11 protein-coding genes are annotated in these 13,417 nt (G+C 61.9%); 3 read left to right on the top strand and 8 right to left on the bottom strand.

Features of this window, described 5'->3' with window-relative positions; genetic code table 11:
• Window positions 1-52 precede the first annotated feature (52 nt).
• From phaZ to HX855_RS03225, 8 genes are all read right to left on the bottom strand, one after another.
• Window positions 53-898 (bottom strand): poly(3-hydroxyalkanoate) depolymerase, encoded by an 846-nt coding sequence (gene phaZ / locus HX855_RS03190; RefSeq protein ID WP_177088688.1) that lies wholly within the window; start codon window positions 896-898, stop codon window positions 53-55.
• 152 nt (window positions 899-1,050) lie between these two features.
• The gene (phaC, locus tag HX855_RS03195) at window positions 1,051-2,730 is read right to left on the bottom strand and encodes a class II poly(R)-hydroxyalkanoic acid synthase (RefSeq protein WP_177088687.1); all 1,680 of its coding nucleotides are present in this window, start codon (window positions 2,728-2,730) and stop codon (window positions 1,051-1,053) included.
• Window positions 2,731-2,979: 249 nt separating this feature from the next.
• Complete coding sequence (locus HX855_RS03200; protein ID WP_177088686.1) at window positions 2,980-3,357, bottom strand: gamma-butyrobetaine hydroxylase-like domain-containing protein; 378 nt, start codon at window positions 3,355-3,357, stop codon at window positions 2,980-2,982.
• Window positions 3,358-3,517: 160 nt separating this feature from the next.
• The gene (gene hslU, locus HX855_RS03205) at window positions 3,518-4,855 is read right to left on the bottom strand and encodes an ATP-dependent protease ATPase subunit HslU (protein ID WP_177088685.1); all 1,338 of its coding nucleotides are present in this window, start codon (window positions 4,853-4,855) and stop codon (window positions 3,518-3,520) included.
• A 38-nt stretch (window positions 4,856-4,893) separates the two neighbouring features.
• Entirely contained in the window at window positions 4,894-5,424 is a 531-nt protein-coding gene (gene hslV, locus HX855_RS03210) for an ATP-dependent protease subunit HslV (RefSeq protein WP_003209323.1), read from the bottom strand.
• Between the two features lie 267 nt (window positions 5,425-5,691).
• Entirely contained in the window at window positions 5,692-6,396 is a 705-nt protein-coding gene (locus HX855_RS03215; protein WP_177088684.1) for an SPOR domain-containing protein, read from the bottom strand.
• Window position 6,397: 1 nt separating this feature from the next.
• Complete coding sequence (gene argS, locus HX855_RS03220; protein ID WP_177088683.1) at window positions 6,398-8,134, bottom strand: arginine--tRNA ligase; 1,737 nt, start codon at window positions 8,132-8,134, stop codon at window positions 6,398-6,400.
• Window positions 8,135-8,338: 204 nt separating this feature from the next.
• A complete protein-coding gene (locus HX855_RS03225; RefSeq protein WP_177088682.1) occupies window positions 8,339-10,558 on the bottom strand; it encodes a primosomal protein N' in 2,220 nt (739 codons plus the stop codon).
• A 297-nt stretch (window positions 10,559-10,855) separates the two neighbouring features.
• Between HX855_RS03225 and rpmE the strand changes: the two genes are divergently transcribed.
• From rpmE to HX855_RS03240, 3 genes are all read left to right on the top strand, one after another.
• Window positions 10,856-11,098, top strand: coding sequence for a 50S ribosomal protein L31 (gene rpmE / locus HX855_RS03230; RefSeq protein ID WP_076018081.1), 243 nt, complete (start codon window positions 10,856-10,858; stop codon window positions 11,096-11,098).
• 34 nt (window positions 11,099-11,132) lie between these two features.
• A complete protein-coding gene (locus HX855_RS03235) occupies window positions 11,133-11,927 on the top strand; it encodes a thermonuclease family protein (RefSeq protein ID WP_177088681.1) in 795 nt (264 codons plus the stop codon).
• 181 nt (window positions 11,928-12,108) lie between these two features.
• Complete coding sequence (locus HX855_RS03240) at window positions 12,109-13,377, top strand: malic enzyme-like NAD(P)-binding protein (protein WP_177088680.1); 1,269 nt, start codon at window positions 12,109-12,111, stop codon at window positions 13,375-13,377.
• The last annotated feature ends 40 nt before the right edge of the window (window positions 13,378-13,417 follow it).

Consider the following 13,417-nt stretch of genomic DNA (forward strand, 5'->3'; position numbering starts at 1 on the left):
CATAGTCGGTTCTGGCCAAGTTGCGCGGCACGGTCGTCCTGACCGCCGCCGTCTAAAGCGCGGGTTGCGGGTGAATCACGGCCCTCAGGCGTTCCTCCTGGAGGAACTTCATGATGATCGGCGCCACGGCCTCGGCCCGGGTAATCAGGAACAGATGACCGTCGTCGATGATGTGCAGTTGGGCGTTGGGAATGCGCCACGCCAGCATGCGCATGTTGACCAGCGGGATCAGCGGGTCGTCATCGCCGGCCAGCACCAGGGTCGGCTGCTTGATCTTGTGCAGCCAGTGGATGCTGGTCCAGCCAAGCCCGGCGAACAGTTGCCAGTAGTAACCCAGCTTGCCCGCCGAACGCACTTTGCTGGCGTGTTCGGCGGCCAGTTTCGAATCCCGACGGAAGGAACCGCCGTAGATCATCGGTGCAATGCGCACCACGTGGGACGGCTGGATATAGCGCCGGGGGCTGGCCATCAGCCATAAGACTTTCGGTTTGCCCGGCACCATGAAGGCACCGGCCGCCGTGGCGGCGAGAATCAGCTTTTTGCAGCGCTCCGGGTAGTCGTATGCAAACTGCTGCGCCAGTGCCCCGCCCCAGGAAACGCCTACCGCGTTGACCTGGCCATAGTCCAGGTAATCGAGCATGCGTGCGGTGAGCTTGGCCAGGCCAGGGAAGCGGTAAGGCCGGCTGGGCGTCGACGAACCGCCGACGCCCGGCACATCAAAGGCAATCACTTCCAGGTCCGGGTCCAGGGCCTGGACGAACGGAAACACCAGCTCAAGGTTGGCGCCGATGCCGTTGAAAATCAGCAGCGGCGTCAAGTGAGGCTTGCCCGGGCGCACCGCCGTGCGGATGGTTTGGCCATCCAGGTCGATGGTACGGAAGATGAACGGTTGCGGCATGCTCGTACCCTGTGAAATGGCGCCATTTCCCTGCCGGAAAACGGTCAGTGTGGGAGCTGGCTTGCCTGCGATGCAGACGCTGCGGTGTATTTGGCACACCGAGTTGATGCCATCGCAGGCAAGCCAGCTCCCACAGTTGATCCCGTTCCAGCCTACCTTTCGTGTACGTAAGTGCCCGGCGCCGCCTCAGCCGCTGCGTACGCCTTATTGCCCAGTGCTGTCGGCGCTTTTTTCAACTTGCCCGACCGCTCTGCCTGCCACGCCTGCCAGTGCAGCCACCACGAATCGGTGTGCTTGGTGGCATTTTCCTGCCAGTCCAGGGCCTTGCCTGGCATCGAGTCGCTGGTCTGGTAACGCGACTTGGGGTTGCCCGGCGGGTTCAGGATGCTCTGGATATGCCCGCTGCTGGACAGCACAAACTCGACCTTGCCACCAAACAGCTGCGCCGACTTGTAGCAGGACTGCCACGGTGTGATGTGGTCGTTGGTGCCGGCCAGGGAATAGATATCGGCGGTGACTTGCTTCAGGTCGATCGGCGTGCCGCATACCTCCAGGGCATTGGCACGCACCAGTGGGTTGTTCTTGAACAGTTCGATCAGGTCGCCATGGAACGCAGCCGGCAAGCGGGTGGTGTCGTTGTTCCAGAACAGAATGTCGAACACCGGCGGCTCGTTGCCCAGCAGGTAGTTGTTGACCCAGTAATTCCAGATCAGGTCATTGGGGCGCATCCAGGCAAACACCTTGGCCATGTCGCGGCCTTCCAGCACGCCGGCCTGGTAGGAGTGGCGCTTGGCCGCCTCCAGGGTCTGCTCGTCGACGAACAGCGCCACCTGGGTGTCCAGGGTGGTGTCCAGCACGCTCACCAGCAGGGTCAGGGCGTTGACCTTCTTCTCGCCCAGCGCCGCGTAGTGGCCCAGCAGCGCGGTGCAGGTGATGCCGCCGGAGCAGGCGCCGAGCATGTTGATGTCTTTGCTGCCGGTGATCGCGCTCACCACATCGACGGCTTCTTTCAGCGCCTCGATATAGGTCGACAGGCCCCACTCGCGCTGGGCCTTGGTGGGGTTGCGCCAACTGACGATAAACGTCTGCTGGTTATTGCGCAGGCAGAAGCGCGCCAGGCTCTTGTCCGGGCTCAGGTCGAATACATAGAACTTGTTGATCTGCGGCGGCACCACCAGCAGTGGACGTTCGTGCACCTGTTCGGTGATCGGCCGGTATTGAATCAGCTCCAGCACGTCGTTGCGAAACACCACGGCGCCTTCGGTGGTGCCCAGGCTCTTGCCCACTTCAAAGGCGCCCATGTTGACCTGGCTCGGCATGCCGCCGTTGTGCACCATGTCTTTGGCCAAATGCGACAGGCCGTCCAGCAGGCTTTTGCCGCCGGTCTCGAAGAAGCGTTTGACCGCCGCCGGGTTGGCCGCGCTGTTGGTGGGCGCCATGGCCTCGGTCATCAGGTTGATGACGAAGTGGCCGCGGCTGATGTCGTGCTCCGACAGGTTGCTGTCGGCGATCCAGTCGTGCAGTTCCTTGCGCCACGCCAGGTAGGTTTGCAGGTAGCGTTTGTAGAGCGGGTTCTGGCTCCACGCCGGGTCGTTGAAGCGGCGGTCGTCGCTCTCGGGGGTCAGCTGTGATTTGCCGAACACCACGTTCTTCAACTCGACGCCAAAATGGGCGACGTGCTTGACGCTGTGCAACGGTTGTTTGATGGCCTGGGTCAGCACCATCCGAGCGGATGCCAGTAAATCCTTTTTCCGTAACGCGATGATCGGGTTCAGCCCCAGGGTGTTTTCCGAGGCCTGGCGTTTCAAGTCATCGTTGTTCTTGTTACTCATCTACGACGCTCCATTGTCCGACAGACGAGTACCGGGTACCGCTGTGTACCACTACTTGCCACACAGCACAGCCTGGTACTACTGCTCGGGTGACCGTTAATACCGCATCGTCAAATGCAGGGAACTTGCCAGTTCCATTGGTTACCCGAGTTTAATTTTTTTCGCAAGCGGGCCAATCGTTGGCCACGACAGAGGGGCATTCAAGCAGATGGAATTAGAAAATGCCCACTAATGAGCAAAAGGCCTGAGCTAGAGCATCAGCCTGACGACCGATTGGCTCGGATCGCGGGTTTTTCCGGCGGCCTGGAGCTCGGCAAGATAATCAGCCCACAGCGCGTCCTGACGCACGGCCAGTTGATAGAGGTAGTCCCAGGTGAACAATCCGCTGTCATGGCCGTCGTCGAAGGTCAATTTCAGTGCGTACTGGCCGGCGGGTTCGATCTTGGTCAACCCGACATTGAGCTTGCCGAATTGCAGGATCGGTTTGCCGTGGCCCTGGACCTCGGCGGAGGGGGAGTGCACCCGCAGGAATTCGGCGGGCAGCTGATAGACCTCGTCGGGACCGTAGGTGAGGCCCAGGGTCTTGGAGGCTTTGTGCAGGTTGATTGCAGTAGGAAGCTTAGACATGGTGAACCGCCCAAAGATGATCCTGAAGGAACCGACTCAAAACTGTGGGAGCGGGCTTGCTCGCGAAGGCGGTGTGTCAGCCAGCACATCTGACACTGATACACCGCCTTCGCGAGCAAGCCCGCTCCCACATTAAAGCAGAGCGGTTCCTGCGTAAGCCTTACAGGATATAACGAGACAGATCTTCGTTCTGCGCCAATTCGCCCAGGTGGCTGTTGACGTAGTCGGCGTCGATCTTGATCGCCTCGCCATTTTGCGCGCCCGCCATGTCGCCGGCACTGAAGGACACTTCCTCCAGCAGACGCTCAAGCAGGGTGTGCAGGCGACGGGCGCCGATGTTCTCGGTCTTCTCGTTGACCTGCCAGGCAATCTCCGCCAGGCGCTTGATACCGTCCGGCAAAAACTCGATGGCCAGGCCTTCGGTTTTCAGCAGCTCGCGGTATTGCTCGGTCAGCGACGCGTGGGGCTCGCTGAGGATGCGCTCGAAGTCGCCCGGCGTCAGCGCTTTCAGCTCAACCCGAATCGGCAGGCGGCCTTGCAGCTCCGGTACCAGGTCGCTTGGCTTGCTCAGGTGGAACGCACCGGAGGCGATAAACAGGATGTGGTCGGTCTTGACCATGCCCAGCTTGGTGTTGACGGTGCAGCCCTCGATCAGCGGCAGCAGGTCGCGCTGCACGCCTTCGCGGGACACATCGACGCCACCGGAGTTGCCGCGCTTGGCCACCTTGTCGATCTCGTCGATAAACACGATGCCGTGCTGCTCCACCGCTTCCAGGGCCTTGGCCTTGAGTTCTTCCTCGTTGACCAGGCGTCCGGCCTCTTCGTCACGCACCAGTTTCAGTGCGTCCTTGACCTTGAGCTTGCGGCTTTTCTTCTTGCCCTTGCCCATGTTGGCGAACAGGTTCTGCAACTGGCTGGTCATTTCTTCCATGCCAGGCGGTGCGGAGATGTCGACGCCGGACACTTCGGCGACTTCGATCTCGATTTCCTTGTCATCCAGCTGGCCTTCACGCAGGCGCTTGCGGAACAGCTGGCGGGTGTTGGAATCCGAGCTCGGCGCTGCATCTTCGTTGAAACCCATGCGTGCCGGTGGCAGCAGGGCGTCGAGGATGCGTTCTTCGGCGGCGTCTTCGGCGCGATGGCTGACCTTGGTCATTTCCTGTTCGCGCAGCAGCTTCAGGGCAGCGTCAGCCAGGTCGCGAATGATCGACTCGACGTCACGGCCCACGTAGCCGACTTCGGTGAACTTGGTGGCTTCGACCTTGATGAACGGCGCGTTGGCCAGTTTGGCCAGGCGCCGGGCGATCTCGGTTTTACCGACACCGGTCGGGCCGATCATCAGGATGTTCTTGGGGGTTACTTCAACGCGCAATTCTTCGGGCAGTTGCATCCGGCGCCAGCGGTTACGCAGGGCGATGGCAACGGCGCGCTTGGCATCGTCCTGGCCGATGATATGGCGATTGAGTTCATGGACGATTTCGCGGGGAGTCATGGACATAGTAATTGGCGGTCCTCAAGCGGGAATAAGCCGGCGGCTTATTCGGCGAGGTCCTGCTCCTCAATGGTCAGGTTGTGGTTGGTGAAGACGCAGATGTCGCCAGCGATACCCAGGGCCGTCTCGACGATTTCCCGGGCCGACAGGTCGGTTTTCTTCAGCAGTGCGCTGGCCGCGGCCTGGGCATAGCCTCCGCCGGAACCCATGGCGATCAGGCCTTCTTCGGGCTCAACCACATCGCCGTTGCCGGTGATGATCAGGGACGCGTCTTTGTTGGCGACGGCCAGCATGGCTTCGAGGCGGCTGAGGGAGCGGTCGGTGCGCCATTCTTTGGCGAGCTCGACGGCGGCGCGGACCAAGTGGCCCTGGTGCTTCTCAAGTTGGCCTTCGAAACGTTCGAACAGGGTAAAGGCGTCAGCGGTGGCGCCGGCAAAACCGGCGAGGACCTGGCCGTGGTACAGGCGACGGACTTTTTTCGCGTTGCCTTTCATCACGGTATTGCCAAGTGAAACCTGGCCGTCGCCGCCCATGACGACTTTGCCGTGGCGGCGAACTGAAACGATGGTGGTCAAGGGGAGAGTCTCCACGCTGCGGGGCGAAAATGCCCTGATGGAACTCATATGGGGGTGGCGGGGGGGATTTCAACTGTAGGACGGGAGGGCGGACGAGTGGTGAATCTGTGTGAACCGAGGTTTTAAATACAATGAAAACCAATGTGGGAGCCGGGCTTGCCCGCGATGGCGGTGGGTCAGTCACCGAAAATATTGACTGTTCCACCGCCATCGCGGGCAAGCCCGGCTCCCACATTTGATCTGCTGTGACCTCGGAGTCGGGGCCGATCAGCGGCTTTGGCGTTGTTGTAACAACAGGTTACTAAACCCTGCGCCCGCCAGTTGTTTCTGAGCGACGGTCAGCTGTTCACGGTTGCTGAACGGCCCCACCAGCACGCGGTACCAGGTTGCGTCTTTCACCGTGCCCGACTCTACCGTCACCGCCTGCCCCAACAGAATAATCTGCGCTCGCACGCGGTCTGCATCCGCCTGTTTCGGGAACGAACCGGCCTGCAGGAAGAACTTGGTCACCGGCGCTGCCTTGGTGGTGGCGACTGGCGGCGGTGGCGGCGGGGTAATCCCGGCCAGTGCGGCCTGGGCCCGGGCGGTGTCGATTTTCGCCGCTTCCGCCGGGGTAACCGGTGTGGTCGGCACAGGCTGCGGCGTCGGCAGGGTTTTCTCCGGCACGGCGTCCGGCGGCACGATCACTTCCGATTCCGGCAGCAGCGTGTAGAAGTCGTATTTCGGCTTCACGGGGGCAGTCGGGCTAGGAGGCGTCTTGTTCGCTTCGGCCATTTTCGTAGCCCTCTGCTGCTCTTGCTTGACCCGTTTGACGTCATCGCCCTTGCCCGGGTCCAGCTTCATCAGGAACACGACAAACGCGCCGACGGTCAGGCCGATCGCCATCCACAACCAGCCCGGGATAGGTTTCTTCGCCGGTGCCTGGTAGCGGCTGGCGCCGCGCTTGGGTGCAGGTTTTTTCTTGGCAGCCAACTTACATACGCTCCAGAGTTTCCAGGCCCAACAGCTCCAGGCCTTGCTTGAGGGTCCGACCTGCCAGTGCGGCGAGGCGCAGGCGGCTCTGCTTTTGGGCTTCGTCGTCTGCGGTCAGGATCGGGCAGTTCTCGTAGAAGCTGGAGAACAAACCGGCGACTTCGTACAAATAGGTGCAGAGGATGTGCGGGGTGCCTTTTTCGCCGACGCTGTTCAGCACTTCGCCGAATTGCGCCAGTTTGGCGGCCAGTTCCTGCTCGTGTGGCGCCTCAAGGTTGATCTGGCCTTCGACTTCGCTGAAGTCCTTGCCCAGCTTGCGGAACACGCCGGCCACCCGGGTGTAGGCATAAAGCAGATACGGCGCGGTGTTGCCTTCGAAGTTGAGCATCAGTTCGAAGTTGAAGCTGTAGTCGCTGGTGCGGTGCTTGGACAGGTCGGCGTATTTCACTGCGCCAATCCCTACCACGCGGGCGATGTTGCGCAGGTCGGCTTCGGCCAGCTCCGGGTTCTTGTCTTTCACCAGGTTGTAGGCGCGGTCCTGGGCTTCGTTCAGCAGGTCGATCAGCTTCACGGTGCCGCCGTCACGGGTCTTGAACGGGCGGCCATCGGCGCCGTTCATGGTGCCGAAGCCCATGTGTTCCATCTGCATCGGGTGGGTCACAAAACCGGCGCGGCGCGCCACTTCGAACACTTGCTGGAAGTGCAGGGCCTGGCGCTGGTCAACGAAATACAGGGCGCGGTCGGCTTTCAGCACGCCGCTGCGGTAGCGCACGGCCGCCAGGTCGGTGGTGGCGTAGAGGTAGCCGCCATCGGCCTTGACGATGATCACCGGCAGCGGGTCGCCGTCGGCCGTCTTGAACTCTTCGAGGAACACACATTGGGCGCCGTTGCTCTCAACCAGCAGGCCCTTGGCCTTGAGGTCGTTGACCACGTTGATCAGGTCGTCGTTGTAGGCGCTTTCGCCCATCACGTCGGCCATGGTCAATTTGACGTTGAGCAGCTCGTAGATTTCCTGGCAGTGGGACAGCGAGATCTCGCGGAAGCGGCCCCACAGCTCCAGGCATTCGGCATCGCCGGCTTGCAGCTTGACCACCAGGCCACGGGCGCGGTCGGCGAATGCTTCGGATTCGTCGAAACGCTTCTTGGCGGCGCGGTAGAAGTTCTCCAGGTCCGACAGCTCGTTGCTGGTGATCGGGTTTTCCTGCAGGTACGCCATCAACATGCCGAACTGGGTGCCCCAGTCGCCCACGTGGTTCTGGCGGATCACGTCGTCGCCCAGGAACTCCAGGACCCGCGCCACGCCGTCGCCAATGATGGTGGAGCGCAGGTGGCCCACGTGCATTTCCTTGGCGAGGTTCGGTGCCGACAGGTCGATGGCTACGCGCTGTGCCGGGCCGGCCTTGCGCACGCCGATTTTGGCGTCGGCCAGGGCTGCATCCAGGCGCGAGGCCAGGGCCTGGGTGTTCTGGAAGAAGTTGATAAAGCCAGGGCCGGCGATTTCAGCCTTGGTCACCTGCGGGTCGGCCGGCAGCGCGGCGATGATTTTTTCCGCCAGGTCCCGTGGCTTCAGGCCTGCGGGCTTGGCCAGCATCATCGCGATGTTGCTGGCGAAGTCACCGTGGGTCTTGTCACGGGTATTTTCCACCTGGATCGCCGGCGTCAGGCCTTCAGGCAACACACCTTCGTTGACGAGTTGGGTGAGGGCTTGTTGGATCAGCTGGCGAATGGTGTCTTTCATCGTGTTCTCTTTCGACCGCAAGCGGTGGCGCGCGATGCGCAGGTGGAAAAACTGGGCATTATCCGTGGGGAGGGCGGGCTTGCCAACCGTTCAGACTCTTCGGCGGACCTGCGGGCCTCATCGCGGGCAAGCCCGCTCCCACATTTGGGCAGGTGAATACTTTTCCATGTGGGAGCCGGCTGGCCTGTGATAGCTATCTAACGATCAATACAAATCTACCGGGTCCACATCCAGCGACCATCGCACTTGGCGACCGCTGGGCATTTGCTCCAGGGCAAGTAACCAACTGCTTAATAAACGGTGCAGCGGGGCGCGGGCACTGGCTTGCAAGAGTAGCTGGGCGCGGTAACGGCCGGCGCGGCGTTCCATCGGTGCTGGCACCGGGCCCAATAGTTCAATGCCGGTCAGACCCAGCTCGCCCAGTAAACGTTCAGCCACGCTGCACGCCTCATCCAGGAAACCTTCGGCTTGCCCCGGCTTGTGGGCTTCGGCTCGCAGCAGCGCCAAATGGGCAAACGGCGGTAAACCGGCGGAGCGGCGTTCGCTCAAGGCCTGTTCGGCGAAGGCAAAGTAGCCTTGTTCCGTCAGTTGAATCAGCAACGGATGGTCGGCCAGGTGGGTCTGGATGATCACCCTGCCTGGCTCTTCGGCCCGCCCCGCACGGCCTGCGACCTGCACGATCAGCTGGGCCATGCGCTCGCTGGCGCGGAAATCCCCGGAGAACAACCCGCCGTCGGCGTCCAGGATCGACACCAGGGTCACCCGTGGGAAGTGATGCCCCTTGGCAAGCATCTGAGTGCCTACCAGGATGCAGGGCTGGCCCTTCTGGATCGTGGCGAACAGCTGATTCATCGCGTCCTTGCGCGAGGTGCTGTCACGGTCGACCCGCAATACGGGGTAATCCGGAAACAGGATGCCCAGTCGTTCCTCGGCGCGCTCGGTGCCGGCGCCCACCGGTCGCAAGTCCACTTTGCCGCACTGTGGGCAGTGACGCGGCACCCGTTCCACATGGCCGCAGTGATGGCAGCGCAGCTCGCCGGAGCGCTGGTGTACGGTCATTCGCGCATCGCAGCGGTTGCACTCGGACATCCAGCCGCAGTCATGGCACAGCAAGGTGGGCGCAAAGCCCCGGCGGTTGAGGAACACCAGCACTTGCTGGCCGGCGGCGAGGGTTTGTCCGATGGCTTGCTGCATCGGCCCGGAAATGCCGCTGTCCAGCGGGCGACTTTTTACATCCAGCCGCAGGAAGCGGGGTTGCTTGGCGCCGCCGGCGCGCTCGTTGAGGCGCAGCAGGCCGTAGCGACCGGTGTAAGCGTTATGCAGGCTTTCGAGAGACGGCGTGGCCGAACCCAGCACAATCGGGATGTTTTCCTGGCGGGCGCGCACCAGCGCGAGGTCGCGGGCGTGGTAGCGCAGGCCTTCCTGCTGTTTATAGGAACCGTCGTGTTCTTCGTCGATGATGATCAGCCCGGGATTTTTCATCGGGGTGAACAGCGCCGAACGGGTACCAATAATAATGTCGGCCTCGCCGTCCCGGGCCGCGAGCCAGGATTCCAGGCGCTCGCGGTCGTTGACCGCTGAGTGCACCAGGGCGATGCGCGCGTTGAAGCGCTGCTCGAAACGGGCCAGGGTTTGCGGGCCGAGGTTGATCTCGGGGATCAGCACCAGCGCCTGTTTGCCGGCTTCGAGGGTTTCGCGGATCAACTGCAAATAGACTTCGGTCTTGCCGCTGCCGGTGACGCCGGCCAGCAGGAACGCATGGAAAGTGTCGAAACCCGCGCGAATCGCCTCGTAGGCGGCGCGTTGTTCCGGGTTGAGCGGCAGTTCCGGCTGGGCCAGCCAATGTTCGTGGCGCTCGCCGGGGGCGTGCTTGCGGATCTCTACCTGCACCAAGCCCTTGGCCAGCAGCAAATCCAGGCTGTCCTTGCTCAGCATCAGCTTGCTTAATAGCTGATGGGCGACGCCGTGGGGATGCTGGGCCAGTGTCGCCAGGGCTTCACGCTGGCGCGGGGCACGGGCGATGCGCGGGTCGTCCATGCGCGCGCCCGGCACCATCGACCAGAAACGCTCCTGGCGGGCCTCGGCCAGCTCGCCCTGGCGCAACAGCACCGGCAGCGCCCAGCTCAAGGTGTCGCCCAGGCTGTGCTGGTAATACTGCGAGGTCCACAGGCACAGCTTGAACAGTGCCGGTGGCAGCGGCGGCGTGGTGTCGAGGATGGCCACCGCGGGCTTGAGCTTCTCGGCGGGCACTTCGCTGTGATCGGCAACTTCTACCAGGATGCCGATCATCTCCCGCCGGCCAAACGGCACCCGCACGCGCATGCCTGGCTGCAGCTGCGACCGCAATACGCCGGCAGGTGCCCGGTAATCGAACAGGCGGCGCAGGGGCGAGGGCAGGGCGAGGCGCAAAATGGCGTCGGGCACGCGGGGGTTCTCATATGACGGGCGGCGAAGAAGGGCGGGAGCCTAGCAGACCGGCGGTGGATGTGGGAGCCGGGCTTGCCCGCGCGAGTATCGGCACGGTGCGCTTGAGTGACCGCCGAGCCTGCATCGCGGGCAAGTGCGGTGCCCACAGGGCCTTGGGTATGGCGCGCTTTTCTGATGAAAGGGGCTGAAGTGCTTCTTGCGCGTTTAAAAAGGTCTGGTAGAATCCGCGGCCTAATTACGTGCGGTATTCAACAATAGTGTTGATTGGCGGCACGCTAGCCTGAGGAATACACCATGAAAGCCGATATCCACCCAAACTATGTTGCCATCGACGTTACCTGCAGCTGCGGTAACAAGTTCGAAACCCGTTCGACTTTCGGCAAAGCACTGCCAATCGACGTGTGCAACGAGTGCCACCCGTTCTACACCGGTAAGCAGAAGACTCTGGATATTGGCGGCCGTGTTGATCGCTTCAAGACCCGTTTCGGTGCTTTCGGCGCAGCTAAAACTGCTGCTCCAGCTCCAGAAGCCGAGTAAGGCGATCGGCTTGAAAAGCCTGTTTGGCTTTTCTATGTTGATAAAGAAGGCGTCCCTTGCGGGCGCCTTTTTTGTGTCTGCGATTTGGCTGGCGCCCGCCGAGGCCGAGGTGTTCTGCCCGGCGCCCTCGTCCGTGGCCACGTTCGACGTGCAACGGGTGGTGGATGGCGACACCGTGCGCCTCAAGGACGGCCGCAGTGTGCGGATGATCGGCGTCAATGCTCCGGAAACCGGCAAAAAGGGACGCACTGACGAGCCCTTCGCCGTGGCCGCTCGCGAGCGCTTGCAAGCCTTGGTGGATGCAAGCGGCGGGCGAGTAGGCGTGGTGCCCGGCCGGGAGAGCAAGGACCGTTACGGGCGCACCCTGGCCCATCTCTACGGCGCCAACGGCGCGAACCTGGAGGCGCAGTTGCTCGCCGAAGGTCTCGGTTTCCAGGTGGCGGTCGCACCGAACGTGGAGTTGGTTGCCTGCCAGCAAGCTGCCGAACGCAGCGCCCGACAGGCCGGGGTGGGGGTGTGGCGCCAATCACCGGTGGTCGATGCGGCGAAGATCCAGCGCTCGGGTTTTGCCGTGGTCAGCGGCCAGGTGAGCAACATCGAGCGCAATCGCGGCGGGATCTGGATTGAATTGCAGGGTTCACTGGTATTACGCATTGCACCCAATCTGGTGGGCTCGTTCGACAGCGCGTGGGTAAACGGTTTGCAGGGTCAGTTCATCGAAGCCCGCGGCTGGGTGCTGGACCGTTCCCGACGCGGTGGCCTGAAAAACGGCCAGGCACGCTGGCTATTGCCACTGACCGATCCCGGCATGCTTGGGCGGGCGCCGTAAGAAAAAATTGTAGACATTTTTTATGGCGATTGTGAACAGTTAAGCCCTTGTATCCCGTGGCTCTTGGCCAAAAGTCGTAGGGCAGGGCCCTTGACACCTGTGACTGCCCAGTCTTGTGGGGACTTTGCGACACGCGTATCCTCGGCGGTCCGTCGACCAACAGTAAAAGCGGAATGCCGATATGTCTGATTTGAAAACTGCCGCTCTCGAATATCATGCCCATCCTCGTCCAGGAAAGCTGAGTGTAGAGCTCACCAAGGCCACTGCCACCGCCCGCGACCTGTCGCTGGCCTACAGCCCTGGCGTTGCCGAGCCCGTACGTGAAATCGCCCGCGATCCTGAACTGGCTTACAAGTACACTGGCAAAGGCAACCTGGTTGCAGTGATCTCTGATGGCACCGCGATCCTGGGCCTGGGTAACCTCGGCCCATTGGCTTCCAAGCCAGTCATGGAAGGTAAAGGCGTGCTGTTCAAGCGCTTCGCCGGTATTGACGTATTCGACATCGAAGTCGACTCCGAGAGCCCGCAGGCTTTCATCGACACCGTAAAGCGCATCTCGATCACCTTCGGTGGCATCAACCTGGAAGACATCAAGGCACCTGAGTGCTTCGAGATCGAAAAGGCCCTGATCGAACAGTGCGACATCCCGGTTTTCCACGATGACCAGCACGGCACCGCGATCGTTACCGCGGCCGGCATGATCAACGCCCTGGAAATCGCGGGCAAAACCCTCGGCGAAGCCAAGATCGTTTGCCTGGGCGCTGGCGCTGCGGCCATCTCCTGCATGAAGTTGCTGGTGAGCATGGGCGCCAAGCTGGAAAACATCTACATGGTCGACAGCAAGGGCGTTGTGCAGTCCGAGCGTACCGACCTGAACCAGTACAAGGCGATGTTCGCGCATCCGTCCTCCAAGCGTACCCTGGCTGACGCCCTCGACGGTGCAGACGTGTTCGTTGGCCTGTCCGGCCCGAACCTGCTGAGCGCTGAAGGTCTGAAGTCCATGGCGGCCAACCCGATCGTGTTCGCGTGCTCCAACCCGGACCCGGAGATCTCCCCGGAACTGGCCCACGCCACCCGTGACGACGTGATCATGGCCACCGGCCGCTCGGACTACCCGAACCAGGTCAACAACGTACTGGGCTTCCCGTTCATCTTCCGTGGTGCCCTGGACGTTCGCGCCAAGCGCATCAACGAAGAAATGAAAGTAGCGGCCGCCAATGCCCTGCGCGAACTGGCCAAGTTGCCGGTTCCTCAGGAAGTGTGCGACGCCTACGGCGGCATCAAGCTGGAATTCGGTCGTGAGTACATCATCCCGAAACCAATGGATAAGCGCCTGATCACCCTGATCTCCGACGCCGTGGCCAAAGCTGCGATCGAGACCGGCGTGGCCACCCTGCCGTATCCGAAGCACTACCCGCTGCAAAGCGTGGATGATGTGTTCAACGGCTAAGCCGTTGTAGCGCACCCATAAAAAAGGTTCTTCACGGAAT

It is taken from the genome of Pseudomonas sp. IPO3778 (assembly GCF_013386825.1).
In the GTDB taxonomy this organism is placed as follows: domain Bacteria; phylum Pseudomonadota; class Gammaproteobacteria; order Pseudomonadales; family Pseudomonadaceae; genus Aquipseudomonas.